This is a genomic window from Martinezella lusitana, assembly GCF_010668395.1.
Taxonomy (GTDB): Bacteria; Pseudomonadota; Alphaproteobacteria; order Rhizobiales; family Rhizobiaceae; genus Rhizobium; species Rhizobium lusitanum_A.
In genome coordinates this window covers 304984-320052 of the sequence record NZ_WUEY01000004.1, presented here as the reverse complement: position 1 = coordinate 320052, position 15069 = coordinate 304984, and the positions used below count along the sequence as shown (strand labels likewise).

General features: G+C 61.4%; 20 protein-coding genes. 7 read left to right on the top strand and 13 right to left on the bottom strand.

The features are described from left to right. Window positions 1-2: 2 nt before the first annotated feature. The 3 genes from GR212_RS11620 to GR212_RS11610 are packed head-to-tail and all read right to left on the bottom strand — an operon-like array spanning window position 3 to window position 1371. Window positions 3-575 carry a DUF4865 family protein gene (locus GR212_RS11620; RefSeq protein ID WP_163986680.1) on the bottom strand — a complete coding sequence of 191 codons (573 nt, stop codon included), beginning with the start codon at window positions 573-575 and terminating at the stop codon, window positions 3-5. Continuing rightward, window positions 572-973 carry a cupin domain-containing protein gene (locus GR212_RS11615; RefSeq protein ID WP_163986678.1) on the bottom strand — a complete coding sequence of 134 codons (402 nt, stop codon included), beginning with the start codon at window positions 971-973 and terminating at the stop codon, window positions 572-574. The genes GR212_RS11620 and GR212_RS11615 overlap by 4 nt, the downstream gene beginning before the upstream one ends. A gap of 5 nt (window positions 974-978) precedes the next feature. Next, window positions 979-1371 (bottom strand): tautomerase family protein, encoded by a 393-nt coding sequence (locus GR212_RS11610; protein WP_163986676.1) that lies wholly within the window; start codon window positions 1369-1371, stop codon window positions 979-981. A 110-nt stretch (window positions 1372-1481) separates the two neighbouring features. Here GR212_RS11610 and GR212_RS11605 point away from each other — a divergent pair, with 110 nt between their 5' ends. Next, the gene (locus GR212_RS11605; RefSeq protein ID WP_163986675.1) at window positions 1482-2423 is read left to right on the top strand and encodes a LysR substrate-binding domain-containing protein; all 942 of its coding nucleotides are present in this window, start codon (window positions 1482-1484) and stop codon (window positions 2421-2423) included. Here the strand turns inward: GR212_RS11605 and GR212_RS11600 are convergent. The 7 genes from GR212_RS11600 to GR212_RS11570 form a co-directional block, all read right to left on the bottom strand. Next, window positions 2402-3451, bottom strand: coding sequence for an alpha/beta fold hydrolase (locus GR212_RS11600; RefSeq protein ID WP_163986674.1), 1050 nt, complete (start codon window positions 3449-3451; stop codon window positions 2402-2404). The genes GR212_RS11605 and GR212_RS11600 overlap by 22 nt on opposite strands. A 109-nt stretch (window positions 3452-3560) precedes the next feature. Beyond that, window positions 3561-4190 (bottom strand): hypothetical protein, encoded by a 630-nt coding sequence (locus GR212_RS11595; protein ID WP_163986672.1) that lies wholly within the window; start codon window positions 4188-4190, stop codon window positions 3561-3563. Between the two features lie 91 nt (window positions 4191-4281). Continuing rightward, entirely contained in the window at window positions 4282-4407 is a 126-nt protein-coding gene (ykgO, locus tag GR212_RS11590; protein ID WP_003582204.1) for a type B 50S ribosomal protein L36, read from the bottom strand. A 208-nt stretch (window positions 4408-4615) separates the two neighbouring features. Continuing rightward, complete coding sequence (locus GR212_RS11585; RefSeq protein ID WP_163986670.1) at window positions 4616-5185, bottom strand: hypothetical protein; 570 nt, start codon at window positions 5183-5185, stop codon at window positions 4616-4618. A 75-nt stretch (window positions 5186-5260) separates the two neighbouring features. Next, the gene (locus tag GR212_RS11580) at window positions 5261-6325 is read right to left on the bottom strand and encodes a 5-(carboxyamino)imidazole ribonucleotide synthase (RefSeq protein WP_163986668.1); all 1065 of its coding nucleotides are present in this window, start codon (window positions 6323-6325) and stop codon (window positions 5261-5263) included. Continuing rightward, window positions 6322-6816, bottom strand: coding sequence for a 5-(carboxyamino)imidazole ribonucleotide mutase (purE, locus tag GR212_RS11575; protein ID WP_106999120.1), 495 nt, complete (start codon window positions 6814-6816; stop codon window positions 6322-6324). The genes GR212_RS11580 and purE overlap by 4 nt, the downstream gene beginning before the upstream one ends. 19 nt (window positions 6817-6835) lie before the next feature. Continuing rightward, complete coding sequence (locus GR212_RS11570) at window positions 6836-7039, bottom strand: YdcH family protein (RefSeq protein ID WP_112800742.1); 204 nt, start codon at window positions 7037-7039, stop codon at window positions 6836-6838. A 230-nt stretch (window positions 7040-7269) separates the two neighbouring features. Here GR212_RS11570 and GR212_RS11565 point away from each other — a divergent pair, with 230 nt between their 5' ends. Next, window positions 7270-7443 (top strand): YdcH family protein, encoded by a 174-nt coding sequence (locus tag GR212_RS11565; protein WP_163986666.1) that lies wholly within the window; start codon window positions 7270-7272, stop codon window positions 7441-7443. A gap of 292 nt (window positions 7444-7735) precedes the next feature. Here the strand turns inward: GR212_RS11565 and GR212_RS11560 are convergent, their stop codons facing one another. Then, window positions 7736-7996 (bottom strand): ArsR/SmtB family transcription factor, encoded by a 261-nt coding sequence (locus GR212_RS11560; protein ID WP_015341040.1) that lies wholly within the window; start codon window positions 7994-7996, stop codon window positions 7736-7738. Between the two features lie 223 nt (window positions 7997-8219). On the opposite strand from GR212_RS11560, the gene GR212_RS11555 reads away from it, so the two are divergent. The 5 genes from GR212_RS11555 (at window position 8220) to GR212_RS11535 (ending at window position 13306) form a co-directional block, all read left to right on the top strand. After that, window positions 8220-8873: a thiamine phosphate synthase gene (locus GR212_RS11555; RefSeq protein ID WP_163986665.1), complete on the top strand. Its 654-nt coding sequence runs from the start codon at window positions 8220-8222 to the stop codon at window positions 8871-8873. Between the two features lie 9 nt (window positions 8874-8882). After that, a complete protein-coding gene (locus GR212_RS11550) occupies window positions 8883-10103 on the top strand; it encodes a tetratricopeptide repeat protein (protein ID WP_163986663.1) in 1221 nt (406 codons plus the stop codon). 190 nt (window positions 10104-10293) lie between these two features. After that, the gene (locus GR212_RS11545) at window positions 10294-11094 is read left to right on the top strand and encodes an inositol monophosphatase family protein (protein ID WP_163986661.1); all 801 of its coding nucleotides are present in this window, start codon (window positions 10294-10296) and stop codon (window positions 11092-11094) included. A 133-nt stretch (window positions 11095-11227) separates the two neighbouring features. Further along, window positions 11228-12271: a flagellar motor protein MotA gene (locus GR212_RS11540; protein ID WP_163986659.1), complete on the top strand. Its 1044-nt coding sequence runs from the start codon at window positions 11228-11230 to the stop codon at window positions 12269-12271. A 3-nt stretch (window positions 12272-12274) separates the two neighbouring features. Beyond that, window positions 12275-13306, top strand: a complete 1032-nt coding sequence (locus GR212_RS11535; protein ID WP_163986658.1) for a peptidoglycan -binding protein — start codon at window positions 12275-12277, stop codon at window positions 13304-13306. A 5-nt stretch (window positions 13307-13311) separates the two neighbouring features. On the opposite strand, the gene GR212_RS11530 is transcribed toward GR212_RS11535, so the two are convergent. Beyond that, window positions 13312-14556, bottom strand: a complete 1245-nt coding sequence (locus GR212_RS11530; protein WP_163986656.1) for an RNA polymerase sigma factor — start codon at window positions 14554-14556, stop codon at window positions 13312-13314. 6 nt (window positions 14557-14562) lie between these two features. Continuing rightward, window positions 14563-14901 (bottom strand): YciI family protein, encoded by a 339-nt coding sequence (locus tag GR212_RS11525; RefSeq protein ID WP_163986654.1) that lies wholly within the window; start codon window positions 14899-14901, stop codon window positions 14563-14565. Window positions 14902-15069: the final 168 nt, after the last annotated feature.

Here is a 15069-nt window from a genome sequence, read left to right as displayed (position 1 = left end):
CTTCAGGCGGCGTCAGGCAGCGAAAGATGCCCAACATTGTAAATCTGCAGACCCAATCGGGCCGGATCTTTCGGCGGCTCGGCCAACAGGCGGAAGCGAACCAGCGTCCAGTGGGTCGGCTCGAAAGCAACCACCGAGGCGAGCGCGCCGCCATTCGATATTGCCTGAGCTGCCGCCTCGCTCTCCTCTATCCGGAGTTCGGCAAGCGATGCGTGAGGCTCGATCGGGACGACCTCCCGTGCCGCAAACTTCGCGCTGCGAATATTGGCGGCGGTGTCCGCACCCCAGACGACCCATGTATTGACCTGGGGTCTGCCGAAACTCCCGGTCAGTGCCGCGAAGCCGGGGCCGCAGATGAATTCGCTCAAGCCCTCCTCCTGCTGCCAGACATAGAAGGGAGAATAGAGGTTTTCCCGGCTCCCGGTCACGGCATCGCCCTTTCTTGCCGAGAGATAGGCCTTGAACTTCAACCCCGGGAAGTTGTCGAGCAGGGGACCCTTGTCGCGGATGCGGCGATCGACGATCGCCATATCGTAGTCCGCGGGCAAGGAAATGTTATACTGCATGGCGATCATGGCCGTTCCTCCAGCCAGGTCACGGCGCTGCCGTCCTGCGCGGCCTGGATGCTGATATAGGAAAAGGTGCTTTCCGGTGCTGCGCCATGCCGATGCCGCTCGTTCGGCGCGAAGGTGATGCAATCGCCAGCCCGCAGTTCTTCAGCGGAGCCGCCGAAGCGTTCGGCGAGCCCGACGCCTGACAGGACATAGAGGATCTGTCCGTGCGGATGCGTATGCCAGCGTGTCATGACGCCGGGCTCGAGGGCGCAGCGTAACGCAGTCAGGCCGCCGTTTTCATTGCTTTCCACGAGAGATTCCACCCAGAAAGGGGCGGTGGCGATACCTGCGGGCGATTGACGCATGTCCGTGCCGGCACGGTGAATGGCGGGAGATTGGCGGGAGGTGGTTTGGGACATCGCTCTCAAGCCTGCTCGATCATCTGGGCGCGGCCGTCGGCAAAGGACCAGTCCTCACGCGTTGCGGTCGTGATCGTAATCATGATGTCCTCGGGACGAACTCCGGGCGCATCGCCCAGAAGCTCGGCGACCCTGCGATAAAAGGCCTTCTTGACCTCGGTGCTGCGCGGTTTGCCCGTCGTCACATCGAAGAAGACGTAATCGTCCGAGCGCGGAGTGCTGGCGAAATAGGTTCGGTCGAAGACGAGCTCATGCGGCTCCAGCTGGTGAATGGCCTGGAAGCGATCCGTCGGCGGCACCTCGAAGGCTTCCACCAGAGCACGGTGGAAATTGTCGGACAGTGCCTTGAGATATCCTGGCGACTTGCCGCGCAGAAGGGTGATGCGGGTGAATGGCATGGGATGCTCCTGTCTGTGTGTCACTTGACGAGCATAGATTGCCACGAGATAATCATCCTGAAAATTGGAAAATTCTGGACTAATAGTCCCAAAAATATGGATGGTTATCCATGCGGAAAGTTATCTTCGATCTCGATGTCCTGCGCAGCTTCGTCACCGGCATGGACCTCGGCAGCTATGCCAAGGCGGCGGATCGGCTCGGGCGTTCGACCTCGGCGATCAGTGCCCAGCTCAAGAGGCTGGAAGAGCAGGCGGGCGCTCCGATCTTCCGCAAGGCAGGCCGAGGCCTGGCGTTGACGGAGGCCGGCGAGACGATGCTCGCCTATGCGCGCAGGCTGCTGGATCTCAACGACGAGGCGGCCACCGCGCTGCACGGAACCGAGCTCGAGGGATGGGTGCGCCTGGGTTTGCAAGAGGATTTCGGGGAAACGCTGCTGCCCGAAGTGCTCGGACGTTTCGCGCGCGCGCATCCAAAGGTGCGCATCGAGGCGCGCGTCGTGCGCAATGTGGAGCTGGTCGAGCGGGTAACGTCCGGCAAGCTCGATCTGGCGCTTGCCTGGAGCGATGGCTTTCGTACGGCCCATACGGATCGTATTGCGGAGGTACCGCTCTGCTGGGTCGGGCCGGCCAATGGCGCGGTGCACTGGCGTGCCGACAGCGGCGAGACCATGCCGCTTGCCTCATTGGAGGCACCGTGTCTACTGCGGAACATCGCCACGAAGGCGCTCGATCGTGCCGGTATCGGCTGGCGGATATCCTTCGTCAGCCCGAGCCTCGGGGGGCTTTGGGCGGCGACGGCGGCCGGCCTCGGCCTGGCGTTGCGCACGCCGCTCGGCTTGCCTGACAAGGTTCGGCAACTGATGCCGGGCGAGGCCGGCCTGCCGTCTTTGCCGAAGCTGGATCTCGTGTTGCATCGCGCCGAGGTGGAGGCGAGCCCGGCGACGGAACGACTGGCATCGATCATCCTGCAGTCGGTGCGGCAGACCGTCGAGGCCGTGCCGCAGAGCCGGCTGTTCGAGGATGCGCGTGACTACGACGCCGTTACGGCCTGAGATGGCGATGGCCGCCCGGATGCACCGCTGCCGAAGCTGGCGATGCGGATTTCTGCCTGTGCGGCAAGTTCTTGCAGATCGCGCGGCTGGCCGGCCAGCCGTTCGATGGCGGCGATCGCGACATCCGTCGTCACGTAGTCCGGCTTGTGGCCGAGATTGCGGATGGTGACGAGCTCGGCGCCGGCGATATCCCGTGCAAGACCGCGCGAGTGCAGTTCCTCGAGCACGATATCGTCGCTGTCGCCGGTAATGATGACCGTGGGCGCCTTGATCTCCCTATAGCGCGGCGCGTGAGCGGAGACATAGGCGAGGAGGTTGACCACATCGGCGGCGTTGTTGCGGAAGGTATGTGGCCGCAGCACCAGTTCGGGCGCGGTTTTCATGATGTAGTCCGCCGGTCGCTCGTTCGGGCGGAAGATGCTGAGCGTGCCGGTTTCGACCCGGCGCAGGCCGATCGGAATGACAAACAGATGCGTGAAGAGCCAGCCGAGGACGGGCATGGCGGCGAGCGTATAATACCAGTCGACGCCGCCCGGCCAGGGATGTGTCGCCGGAGCGAGAAAGAGCAGCCCCTCGGTCCTGTCGGGATGGCGCAAGCCGAAGGCGGCGGCGATTGCGCCGCCGAAGGAGTGGCCGATGACGATGGCGCTCTTGATGCCGCGCTCGTCCATCAACCGCGCGATGGCATCCGCCTGGCCGGAGGGAAGGGCGTTTTCGGCCGTTCCGCGCTCGGAATAGCCATGGCCGGGACGATCGACGAACAGCATTTCGGCGCGGCCGCTCAAAGGCGCTGCAAACGCTTCCAACTGATCGCGCAGATTGCCGCTGGCGCCATGGATGAACACCAGGGCCGGCAGGTCCGCCGTTACCGGGCGCGGCAAGTGCACGGCGTTGAGGCGATAGCCGCCGATATCGGTCAGTTCGCCGATATTGGGATAGGTCTGCTCGATGGCGCGCGTCTTGTAGGCGGAAAAGCCTGCAGCGACGACAAGAAGCATGACAACGGAGGCGAGCAAAGAATCGATCATTGCGGCACGGATCAAATATCTCGAGCTACTTATCTAGCGCATTGTTGCGGCTTTTCATCCCTTCCTGCCTGATTCGAATGGCGGGACGGGCAAAGCCGCGGCTAAGACGTCAGGTGCGGCTTCCGGCAATCTTTTCCGACAGCTTGTCCGCTTCTTCCTGGGCCGACCGATTCGCCGGATAGACCTCCAGAAAGCGCTCCCAGGCCTTCAGGGCAAGCGCGTCGTTGCCGCGTTCGGTCAAGATCGCCGCCATGCCGGCCAGCGCGCCGAAATGGCGCGGCTCGATGCGCAGGACCTGATTGATGTCTTCCATGGATTTGCGGTAGTCGCCGATGGCGAAGTTCAGCGTCGCCCGGCGATTCCAGCCTTCGACATAGTCGGGCTTCAGCGAAATCACCTGATCCAGATAGTCCATGGCAGCGAAATTGCGCTTGTCCTGGATGGCCTTGTCGGCCCACTGCATCAGAAGATTGATCGTGGCGCTGCCGGAATCGCTGAGCTGGGTATTGATCTGTTCCGCGATCAGGTTGGCCTGATCCGGATCGCGCTGGCGCTTCAGGGCCGTGAACAGATTGTCGAGCTGCTGCTTGGGCGACAGGCTGCCGGAGGAATCACCGGGATCGGTCTTTTCCACTTGGCTCGTCTCATCCGCCAGCGCCGCATGGGGGGCGGTGGCAATCAAGGCAAGCAGAATCGGCAGGGCTAGATATGACAAAGCAAAAACGCGCATGGCGGGCATAGTAGCCCGCCAATGTCGAAGATCAAAACAAATTTGATGCGATCAACTAAAACTGAGCGCCGGACCCACAGGATCCGAGCCGCGCGCTAAATCAGCCCTGACGAGCCTTGTAGCGCGGGTTCAGCTTGTTGATGATGTAGATGCGGCCCTTGCGGCGGACGAGACGGTTGTCACGATGGCGCGCCTTGAGCGACTTGAGCGAATTCTTGATCTTCATTTTTCTGATCCGCGATGTTCGAGGGGGAATGTCACATTCGCCCGTGTCTTTAACAATCAAAAGCGCGCTCAGGGCGCGCTCTTTAGGGTGGGGAGCAAATACCCTGTCATACTGGGCCTGTCAACCACACGGCGCTACTTTTGGGGTGGGATCGTCGAATATGCAAGGTAAAAGTCGGTCGTTTGACGCTTTATTAGCGCGGGCACCTTTAGCTCTCGGGATGTAGCAAAGCACTTTTATAGCTGGTTCCGGAAATTTGACGTCGCGCGCGACGGCTGCTTGTTTCTGCTTCCAGCTCCGACGAATAGGAATAAATGCTGTCTAATTCACAATGTGAGTCGATGCCTCGAACAATGTCTGCGATCGCATTCTTCGCCAAATAGATCTTGGGGTCCTTGTCGCTCAAGAACGTCTGATCAACGCGAAAGACCAACTGCACCTTTCCGACCAGCAGATTGACGGTAATGTCCCCGGCAATCTCGACAAAATATACGGCTACGTCCGATGGGTGCCATATATCCGCGGACAAAAAGCCTAGCGGCGTCGCGCGGCCGGTGAGTCCACCCAAGGCGAGGACCAAATTGCTTGTGAAAATCTCGAAGTCGCCTTCCAGATCGCCTGCCCATTCGATCTGGAACCAGTTCGCTCTATATGGCGCATCTGTATCGAACTGGATTTCCAGTTTTCCATAACACCAGTAGAGAGGTACGCCCCCGTCCGATCTCGTTCCGAGTTTGCTGGGAGCGCCCAGCGCAGCTACCACCTCGGATATGGTCAATCCTGGCCTTATGGTACCTAAAACTCCGGTCCTTAAGAATTCTCGGAACGAGGCGAGCGTTTTTATAGTCAGCTCTCAAGCTCCATGTGCAAGGGTGGTAACATGCCCCATCTTGCGGCCCGGCCGTGCTTCGGTCTTACCATAAAGATGCACGAGCGTATCGTCCAGACGCAGCCATTCCGGCAGCGCCAGGATGTCGTCGCCGATCAGATTGGTCATGACGCAATCCGAATGCCGCCGGGGATTTCCGAGCGGCAGGCCGGCGACGGCGCGGATATGCTGCTCGAATTGCGAGATGACGCAGGCGGCTTCCGTCCAGTGACCGGAATTATGGACGCGCGGCGCCATTTCATTGGCAATCAGGCTGCCGTCGGCAAGCACGAAGAACTCTATGCCGATGACGCCGACATAGCCGAGCGCCGTCAATATCTTTTCCGCGGCTTCGCGGGCGGCGGCGGCCGTCTTTTCCGAAATACCCGATGGCAGCGTGGAGGTGTGGAGAATGCCGTTCCGGTGAACATTCTCGGCCGGGTCGTAGCAGGCAACCGTTCCGTCGATCGCCCGGGCGGCGATGATGGAAATTTCGCGCTCGAAGGATACGAAGCTTTCGAGAATCAGCGGCACGTTGCCCAATGCCGCGTAGCCGCCCTCGGGGCTATCGGCGACGGAGCGATAGACGCGCTGTCCCTTGCCGTCGTAACCCAGGCGGCGGGTCTTCAGCACGCCTTGCCCGCCGAAGTCGGAAAGAGCCTTTTCGAGGCCGGCCTGGCTGTCGACGGCATGGAAGCGGGCCGTCGGGATGCCGCAGCCATTGATGAACTGCTTCTCGGTCAGCCTGTCCTGCGCCATTTCCAGCGCTTTCGGCGGCGGATAGACCGCTACCCGCGAGGCCAGTTCCTCGGCGGCGGAAACCGGGACGTTCTCGAATTCATAGGTCACGACGTCGCAGAGCTTTGCCAGTTCGGCAAGGGCTGTCGCGTCGTCATAGGCGGCGGCGATCTGTTCGTTGGCGACCTGGGCTGCCGGACAGTCCGCCTGCGGTTCGAGGATGATGGTGCGGAAATTCAGGCGCGCAGCCGCCATGGCCAGCATGCGGCCGAGCTGGCCGCCGCCGATGATGCCGATCGTCTTCGCGCTCATAGGTCGTCCATCGGATATTCGGCAACGGCAGCGCTCTGGCGCGCGCGCCATTCGTCGAGCCGGTCGGCGATTTCCTCGTCACCGAGCGCCAGGACGGCCGCGGCAAGGAGGGCGGCGTTGACGGCGCCGGCCTTGCCGATCGCCAGCGTTCCCACAGGAATGCCGGCCGGCATCTGCACGATGGAGAGGAGGCTATCCTGCCCGGACAGCGCGCGGGATTGCACCGGCACGCCGAAGACCGGCAACGGCGTCATCGACGCGGCCATGCCCGGCAGATGTGCCGCGCCGCCGGCGCCGGCGATGATGACCTTGAAGCCCTCGTCCCTTGCGCCCTTGGCAAAATTCACCAGCCTGTCGGGTGTGCGATGGGCGGAGATGATGCGCGCATCATAGGTGATCTCAAGCGCTTCCAAAGTGTCCGCGGCATTCTTCATGGTCTCCCAGTCGGACTGGCTTCCCATGATGATGGCGACAGGCGGTCTTTCGGTCATCATCGTTCCGTTCTGCTCCTCAGGCTATGATGTCGGGGATGATCTGGTCTTCCAGCTTGCTCAGCTTGTCCTTTATGACGAGCTTCTTCTTCTTCATGCGCTGGATACGAAGGGCATCGCAGCCCGTCTGAATCATGGCATTGATTGCGGCGTCATAATCCTCGTGTTCCTGACGCAGACGCGCCACGATCAGCCTGATTTCCGCCTGTTCCTGATCGGCCATGTTTCTTTCCCCAGCATATTGCGGAATCGCATTCGTCCCGCCTCCTGAATCTCGCAAGCTCCTATCATCAAATGACGATAACGGGAAGTTATCCTTCATCACGAATTTGCCGCCTATAGGACACGTTTTCGCCTTCGACAAAGGCTCGATGTTATGGCAGAGTGCGAGGGTTGACACCTAGGGCCTCGGCGAATGGATGGTTGAGGCTCTTCAGAGGAAGGAAGGGTCATATGACTGTTCAAGCTCATCTTGAATCGCTCGAAAAGAAACATGTCGCGCTTGAGGAGGCGCTGCATATGGCAATGTCATCTCCCTCTATCAATGATACGGAAATAGCCGATATCAAACGCAGGAAACTGCGCGTCAAGGACGAAATCCAGCGTCTGCGTTCCTCAGTTCACTAAGGTAACGCCCTCAAAGTTCAAAAAGCCATCGATCTTGGGGGCAAGAGAGGCAGATCGAAAGGTCTCAAGGCAATTTCAGCCAGGATCGATGAGCATTTCCGTTAAAACGGATGCGCCGGCTTCATAGCGTCGAAAGTAGGGGCTGGCGCAATTTTCCCGCTAGAGGACGGTTCGGGCATGGCTCCCATCGTTCGGACCAGAGTAAGTCGGACCAACCACTTTCGAGGCATCGTTCCCCGTCCGATATCTCAGCGATTTCGCAATTTTTCCAGAATGTCGGCAAAGCGAAGGCTCAGGACCAGAACTGATCCAGCCATAGATTGAGCTTGTCGAAACCGCGGCTGTTGACCGCGTATATGCGTTTCGTGCCTTCGTTGGTGACGGATACGAGATTGCTGTCGAGCAGCGCCTTGAGATGCTGCGAAACCGCCGGCCGGCTGATCGGCAGGCCCTGCGCCAGTTCGTTGACCGTTTTGGGTGCGCGGCGCAACTCCTCCAGCAGGTGACGCCGGTTCGGATCCGCGATGGCTGCGAAGGGGTCCATGGTCGACATGGCGGAAAGCTACGTCAAACGCCAAAGGGCGGCAAGCTAATTGTGCGCTGCACGATATATTGTGCGATCCCGCAGATTGCTGCGGTTGCGGGAGCAATTCGTTTTCGTGCGGACAGGCGGTTTCGGACGCTGCCTCTTGTCAGAGAGAGCTAACGGATTTACTCACGACTATCGAACCGGTGTGCCATCGCTGACGATGGAAGCCGAAACAATGGAAGCTCGTATGACCGTGCCCGAAGATCGTTGCCGCCTCGTTCTCATCGTTCCCGATATTGCCGATATCGAGCAGAAGACGAAAGCGGTGACCGATGCTCTCAGGGGCGGGGACGTCGCCTCGGTGATCATTCCTCAATATGGTCTCGATGACGGGACGTTCCAGAAACATGCGGAGAAGCTGGTGCCGGTGGTGCAGGCGGCCGGTGCCGCGGCGCTGATTGCCGGCGACAGCCGCGTGGCGGGCCGCGTCAAGGCCGACGGGTTGCATATTGCCGGCAAGTTTCCGGAGCTTGCCGAGGCCGTGGAAAAATTCGTGCCGAAGCTGATCGTCGGCGGTGGCAGCGCGGCCGACAGGCACAGCGCTCTGGAAATCGGCGAGCTGCGGCCGGACTATATCTTTTTCGGCAAGCTGGATGGCGATATCAAGCCAGAGGCGCATCCGAAAAATCTGGCGCTGGGCGAATGGTGGGCCTCGATGATCGAGATCCCCTGCGTCGTCATGGGCGGCACCGATCCGAAATCGGCCCTGGATGTGGCTTTGACGGGTGCCGAGTTCGTTGCGCTGCACGCGGCGGTTTTTGCCGATCCCGCAGCGGCCCCGTCGATCGTTGCCGAAGTGAATGCGCTTCTCGACGAAAAAGCGCCACGGTTTGAGGATTGATAGCGATTCATGTCGTTGATGCCTCGATTCCGCCATCGATCCTTTGTTGCCGTGCTTGCAGCCGGGCTTGCGTCATTTCCCTTGCTGGCCGCAGCGCAATCGAGCAATGGCGATACGTCGCTGCCGGGTGTTGCGGCGCCGGCGGAAAAGGGCGCTCGGCCGGATGAGCAGGCGCAACCCGACGACGAATCCACCGTGCCGGACGCGCCGGCGCGCGACAGCAGCATCGTGACGCGGCCGCTGGGCGCAGATGCCGGCAGCTTCAAGACCGAGAACATCCAGCCGGGAGCCGAACCGAAGGCCGACGGTGGCGTCAAGCCATCGCAAGGCGTTGGCGTCTTCGAGCGCATGGGAGCCAACCTGCCGGATCTGCCGCCGGAAAAGCCGTTTACGGGCAAGGTCGACGACGCCTACGGCGCCTTCCAGCGCGGCTACTACCTGACGGCGTTTCAAAAGGCGCTGCCACGCGCGCAGCTCGGCGATCCGGCGGCACAGACCCTGATCGCGGAGCTGATGTCGCAGGGCTTGGGCGTCAAGCGCGACCCCAAGGATGCGGCCTTCTGGTATAGCAAGGCGGCCGAGGGCGGAGATCCGACCTCGATGTTCAAATATGCGCTGATGCTGATCGAAGGGCGCGATGTTCCCCGCGACAAGAAGAAGGCGGATGAATGGATGAGGAAAGCGGCCGATGCCGGGCAGCCTTCCGCCGAATTCAATGTGGCCCAGATGCTGACGGCGGAAAATCCGGGCCTGAAGGGCCTGCAGATGGCGCTTCCCTATTATGAGAAGTCCGCCGAGCAGGGCATTGCCGATGCGCAATATGCCGTCTCGCAGCTTTATCTCAATCTTCCCGATCTGCCGCCTGAGAAGAAGGCGCGCGCCCGTGAATGGTTGTCGCGCGCAGCCAATGCCGGCTTCGATACCGCGCAGCTCGACATGGGCATCTGGCTGATCAACGGCACCGGCGGCAAACAGGACCTGGAAGACGGCTTCAACTGGATGCGCGTTGCCGCCTATCGCGGCAACGTCGTCGCGCAGAACAAGCTGGCGCATCTTTATATCAATGCGATCGGCACGAAGCAGGATCCGGTGGCCGCGGCCACATGGTATGTCATTTCCCGCCGCGCCGGTCTGAAGGATCCCGAGCTTGAGGATTTCTATCAGGGCATCGAGGACTATCAGCAGAAAGCGGCCATCGACGCCGCCAACAAGTTCCGTCGCGCGCAGTAGCGGTGGGCCAAATTCGATCGTATCGGGGCTGATGTGAGGTCAGTTTGCGCGTGTCATAGCCTCACCACTTGAAATTCTCCCGATTTTATGGTCTTGAGGCCGCCAATCTTTTATTTCGCTGACGCTCCCGCTCCGTCGGGGCCTTCTTTCAGGCCCGATCAGCGCTTTCTGCATTATCCAAGGAAACCCGATGGCCCGTTCTGCTCTTCTCAATGTCATGGTTCAGGCTGCCCTCAAGGCAGGCAAGTCACTCAGCCGCGATTTCGGCGAAGTGCAGAACCTGCAGGTTTCGGTGAAGGGACCGGGCGATTTCGTCAGCCAGGCGGATTTGAAGGCGCAGAAGATCATCCGCGACGAGCTGTTGAAGGCACGCCCGACCTACGGGTTCCTCGGCGAGGAAGGCGAAGAGGTGCCGGGCACGGACGGCGCGCATCGCTGGATCGTCGATCCGCTGGACGGCACGACCAACTTCCTGCACGGCATTCCGCTGTTTGCCGTCTCGATCGCCCTGGAGCGCAACGGCGAAATCGTCGCCGGCGTCACGTTCAACCCGGCGACAGACGAACTCTATACGGCCGAACGCGGCGGCGGCGCATTCCTCAACGACCGCCGCTTGCGCGTTGCTGCGCGCCGCGTGCTGTCGGATAGCGTCATCGGCTGCGGCGTTCCGCACCTCGGCCGCGGCAATCATGGCAAGTTCCTCGTCGAGCTGCGCCATGTCATGGGCGAAGTCGCCGGCGTTCGCCGCCTCGGCTCAGCATCGCTCGATATCGCCTATGTGGCGGCCGGCCGCTTCGACGGCTTCTGGGAAACCGGCCTGTCTCCCTGGGACATCGCAGCCGGCATCCTGCTCGTCCGTGAAGCCGGTGGTTTCGTTTCGGATTTCCATGGCGGCACCGACATGCTCGGCACGAATTCGATCATCTGCGGCAACGAGCACATCCAGAAGGCGCTTGCCGAAGTGGTCAAGCGGCCTGTCCCAACGAAATAAGTTTAGCTTCGGCTGCTTTTCGAGCGGTAAAACAGTCTGTTGCCAACGGGCTGTTTTGTGCTTTCCGTCTCTTCAATTCGGCGCAATGTTGCTCTAGTCTCCGGCTGCGGAAAATGCGGTGGCGGAGCGTATAATGGAAAATGTGAATCTGTCGGATCTGGGATCGACCGACAACGTATCGGGCAGCTACGCCTACAAGCTCTCAAGCCCGATGGCCTTCTTCTGGACGATGATCCTTTTCCTGATCATCGTCGGTTTCATCGTCTCCATCCTGTTTCGGCAAGCCCAGGTCGCCTTCATGCACAATCCCGGCCTGAATGGCCTGATTCTGGGCGTGCTGGCCGTTGGTATCCTGCTGGTCTTCAATCATGTGCTGATGCTGAGGCCGGAAGTTCGCTGGTTCAATCATTTCCGCGCGGTCGGCGATGCGGACAAGGTCGGTCGCAATCCACGGCTCCTGGCGCCGATGCGGGCGCTGCTCGGCAACCGCCGCGCCATGCAGCTGTCGACGGCGACGCTACGCTCCATCCTCGACTCGATCGCCACGCGCCTCGACGAATCACGAGATACGTCGCGTTATCTCATCGGCCTGCTCGTCTTTCTCGGCCTGCTCGGCACCTTCTGGGGTTTGATCGGGACCATCGGCTCCATCAACGACGTCATCCAGGGGCTCGATGCCGGCACCGGCGACAGCGGCGATATTCTGAGCGCCCTGAAATCCGGCCTTTCCGGTCCGCTGGTCGGCATGGGCACGGCGTTTTCGTCGTCGCTGCTCGGCCTTTCCGGCTCGCTGATCCTCGGCTTCCTTGATCTGCAGGCCGGTCGCGCGCAGAACCGCTTCTATACCGAACTTGAAAACTGGCTGTCTTCCGTCACCGATGTCGGCTCCGATCTTGCCCCGGTCATCGAAAGTGCCGCCGGCGCGTCCTCGGAGGACGTGCGGGCATTGTCGGACTATCTGCGCAAGATTGCCGAGGAAGGCGGTGGCCAGCGTTCGGTAACGGCCATGGCGAACCTTGCCGAAGGCATCCAGGGCCTGGTCAAGAACATGCGCAACGAACAGCAGATGCTGCGTGACTGGATCGAGGCGCAGCAGGAAGAGGCGAAATCGATGCGCCGCACGCTCGACCGCCTCGCCGACCGCATCGGCCACACCGAGAAGACCGGGAGCAAGTAAGCCATGGCGCTCGCCCGCAACCGACGCCACCAGAGAAGCGTCGACTACTGGCCCGGTTTCGTCGATGCGCTCTCCACGCTGCTGATGGCCATCATGTTCCTGCTGACGGTCTTCGTCGTCGGCCAATTCATCCTCAGTCGCGAGATTTCCGGACGTGACGAGGTGCTTACCCGCCTGAACAGCCGTATCAACGATCTGGTGCAGCAACTGGCGCTGGAGAAAAGTGGCAAGCAGGATCTCGAGGATGCCGTCGCCAATCTGCAGGCATCGCTGTCATCGGCCGAGAGCGAGCGTTCACGGCTGCAGGCCCTGCTTGCCACGGGTTCCGGCAACAGCCAGGCCGCCGAGCAGCGAGCCGGTACGCTTTCGCAGGAACTGGATGAGCAGAAGCAGGTGAGCGTGCGGGCTCTGAGCCAGGTCGATCTGCTCAATCAGCAGATCGCCGCGCTGCGCAGCCAGATTGCCGCGGTGGAAGCGGCTCTTCAGGCATCGGAGACCAAGGACCAGTCATCGCAGGTGAAGATCGCCGATCTCGGGCGTCGGCTGAACGTGGCGCTGGCGCAGCGTGTCCAGGAGCTGAACCGTTATCGCTCCGACTTCTTCGGCCGGCTGCGCGAAATCCTCTCCGACCGCGACAATATCCGCATCGTCGGCGACCGTTTCGTCTTCCAATCCGAAGTCCTGTTCCCGTCCGGCGCGGCGGATCTCAATCCTGCCGGTCAGGCGGAGATGGCAAAGCTTGCGGCGGCACTGATCGATCTCGCCAAGGAAATTCCGCCTGAAATCAACTGGGTCCTGCGCGTCGACGGCCATACGGACAACGTGCCGCTTTCGGGCAACGGCCGCTATCCGGATAACTGGGCACTGTCGTCGGCCCGCGCCATCGCCGTCGTCAAGTTCCTGATCGCGCAGGGCGTTCCCGCCGACAGGCTGGTTGCGGCGGGCTTTGGCGAATTCCAGCCGATCGCACCTGGCGACACGCCGGATGCGCGCGCCACCAACCGTCGCATCGAGCTGAAACTGACGGAAAAATAGTCGCTTTAGCCATTTCCGGGTGAAATGGACTCGAGGCGTTGCAGCAGGAATCGCCGCACCGCCTCGCTGCTGCTCAATCCGATCGCCGTGCGGTACGCGCTCATCGCATGTTCCACATCGCCGGCTTCGGACAGTAGATGCGCCCGAACGGCCCAATAGGGCTGATAGTTGACGATATCCCGCTCGGCCATCCGGTTCAGGAGTTCCAGCCCGGCGGCGGCACCCCGCACCCTGGCGACAACGGCTGCGTGACTGATGCGCGCGCCCGTCGTCGGCTTCATCATCAGAAGTGCCTCGTAAAGCTTGGCAAGCGCTCGCCAGTCGGTCGTGCCGAAGCGCCGCCGCTCCGCATGTACGGACTGAATCGCGGCCAGGCACTGAAACGGTCCGAAGCGAGCGAAAGCGCCTGCTTGCCGTAGAAGATCATCGGCTTCGGCGATCATTGCAGCGTTCCACAGGGCCGTATCCTGCTCATCAAGCGGTATGTAGTCTCCGTTCGCATTCCGGCGTGCGCCATGGCGGGATTGACTATAGAGCATGAGCGACAGCAGACCCATCGCTTCCGGTTCCTGAGGCAGCGTGGCGTTCAACGCGCGGCCAAGCCAGATGGCTTCTTCCGCCAGCGATCCCTGCTTCTCGTTGTCTCCGAGCCCCTCCCATCCGAGGCCATAGGCGGCATAGATCGCCGCAAGCACTCCGGCCAGCCGGTCCGGCAGCAGGGGCTGCTCCGGAACGATGAAGGGAATGCGCGCATCGCGAATTTTGATCTTTGCGCGAACGAGCCTCTGGCTCATGGCCTCCGGTGAAAGGATGAAAGCCTTTGCTATGGTGGCCGCATCGATGGCGAGCACGGTTTGAAGCATCAATGCCGCGTGTATCGAGGCGTCGATGGCGGGGTGGGTGCAGGCGAAGAGGAGTTTCAGCCGCTCGTCCGGAAAGGTTGGATGATCCGCATTCATACGTTCCTCCGCCTCTTCCATCGCCATCGCTATTCCGGCCCGGCCCGCGGCTTTGACGGTCTCATGCCTGGCGCCGCGAAGCAGGTTGCGCCGCGCGGCGACCAGCAGCCAGGCTTCCGGGCTGTCTGGAACGCCACGGTCCGGCCAGCTGCGCAGCGCCGCCGCGATCGCTTCGGACAAGGCATCCTCCGCTGCCGGCACATCATGCGAGCGCGCGGCGAGAAAAGCGATCAGCTTGCCGTATGATTGGCGCGCCACCCGTTCGGTGGCGCGTTGAGCATCGGATAGCATGAAGGCCTACATCTGCAGGCGCGGCCGGACCTCGACCGAACCCTGCTGCGAGATCGGCACCCGCACGGCCCATTCCAGCGCCGCATCGAGATCCGGCACGTCGATGAGATAGAAGCCGCCGAGCTGCTCCTTGCCCTCCGGGAAAGGGCCGTCCTGCACGTCATGATCCTCACCGCGGCGGCGGATGACGGTTGCCGTCTCAGGCGGAGTGAGCCCGGCGCCGCCGGTCATGATGCCGGCCTGGACAAGGGCCTGGGTATAGGCCACCCAGCCATTCTTGTAGGCAGGGTCTTCGCGGCGTTTGAAATCCTCGGGTGCTTCCCGGATAATCAAGGCGTACTGCATGGAGCTACTCCCGTTCTCTGTGTTGGCTTACGAACCGGACGGCGGCATCATTGTGGACCTGATTCCAGAATGAGCAAACGCTGCCCGCGAAACGACATCCTGCCGCTTCGATACAATGAGCCGCGGACGAGGATGATTTCGACAGAGGCGGCCGGATTTTTCGAAATT

Excerpts from the sequence above, each read along its gene's own strand:
- GR212_RS11535 (WP_163986658.1), top strand. The coding sequence starts at position 12,275 with ATGGCGCTCGCCCGCAACCGACGCCACCAGAGAAGCGTCGACTACTGG.
- GR212_RS11525 (WP_163986654.1), bottom strand. The coding sequence starts at position 14,901 with ATGCAGTACGCCTTGATTATCCGGGAAGCACCCGAGGATTTCAAACGC.
- GR212_RS11560 (WP_015341040.1), bottom strand. The coding sequence starts at position 7,996 with ATGTCGACCATGGACCCCTTCGCAGCCATCGCGGATCCGAACCGGCGT.
- GR212_RS11620 (WP_163986680.1), bottom strand. The coding sequence starts at position 575 with ATGATCGCCATGCAGTATAACATTTCCTTGCCCGCGGACTACGATATG.
- GR212_RS11550 (WP_163986663.1), top strand. The coding sequence starts at position 8,883 with ATGTCGTTGATGCCTCGATTCCGCCATCGATCCTTTGTTGCCGTGCTT.
- GR212_RS11530 (WP_163986656.1), bottom strand. The coding sequence starts at position 14,556 with ATGCTATCCGATGCTCAACGCGCCACCGAACGGGTGGCGCGCCAATCA.
- GR212_RS11595 (WP_163986672.1), bottom strand. The coding sequence starts at position 4,190 with ATGCCCGCCATGCGCGTTTTTGCTTTGTCATATCTAGCCCTGCCGATT.
- GR212_RS11545 (WP_163986661.1), top strand. The coding sequence starts at position 10,294 with ATGGCCCGTTCTGCTCTTCTCAATGTCATGGTTCAGGCTGCCCTCAAG.
- GR212_RS11570 (WP_112800742.1), bottom strand. The coding sequence starts at position 7,039 with ATGGCCGATCAGGAACAGGCGGAAATCAGGCTGATCGTGGCGCGTCTG.
- purE (WP_106999120.1), bottom strand. The coding sequence starts at position 6,816 with ATGACCGAAAGACCGCCTGTCGCCATCATCATGGGAAGCCAGTCCGAC.
- ykgO (WP_003582204.1), bottom strand. The coding sequence starts at position 4,407 with ATGAAGATCAAGAATTCGCTCAAGTCGCTCAAGGCGCGCCATCGTGAC.
- GR212_RS11605 (WP_163986675.1), top strand. The coding sequence starts at position 1,482 with ATGCGGAAAGTTATCTTCGATCTCGATGTCCTGCGCAGCTTCGTCACC.
- GR212_RS11610 (WP_163986676.1), bottom strand. The coding sequence starts at position 1,371 with ATGCCATTCACCCGCATCACCCTTCTGCGCGGCAAGTCGCCAGGATAT.
- GR212_RS11580 (WP_163986668.1), bottom strand. The coding sequence starts at position 6,325 with ATGAGCGCGAAGACGATCGGCATCATCGGCGGCGGCCAGCTCGGCCGC.
- GR212_RS11600 (WP_163986674.1), bottom strand. The coding sequence starts at position 3,451 with ATGATCGATTCTTTGCTCGCCTCCGTTGTCATGCTTCTTGTCGTCGCT.
- GR212_RS11615 (WP_163986678.1), bottom strand. The coding sequence starts at position 973 with ATGTCCCAAACCACCTCCCGCCAATCTCCCGCCATTCACCGTGCCGGC.
- GR212_RS11565 (WP_163986666.1), top strand. The coding sequence starts at position 7,270 with ATGACTGTTCAAGCTCATCTTGAATCGCTCGAAAAGAAACATGTCGCG.
- GR212_RS11540 (WP_163986659.1), top strand. The coding sequence starts at position 11,228 with ATGGAAAATGTGAATCTGTCGGATCTGGGATCGACCGACAACGTATCG.
- GR212_RS11555 (WP_163986665.1), top strand. The coding sequence starts at position 8,220 with ATGACCGTGCCCGAAGATCGTTGCCGCCTCGTTCTCATCGTTCCCGAT.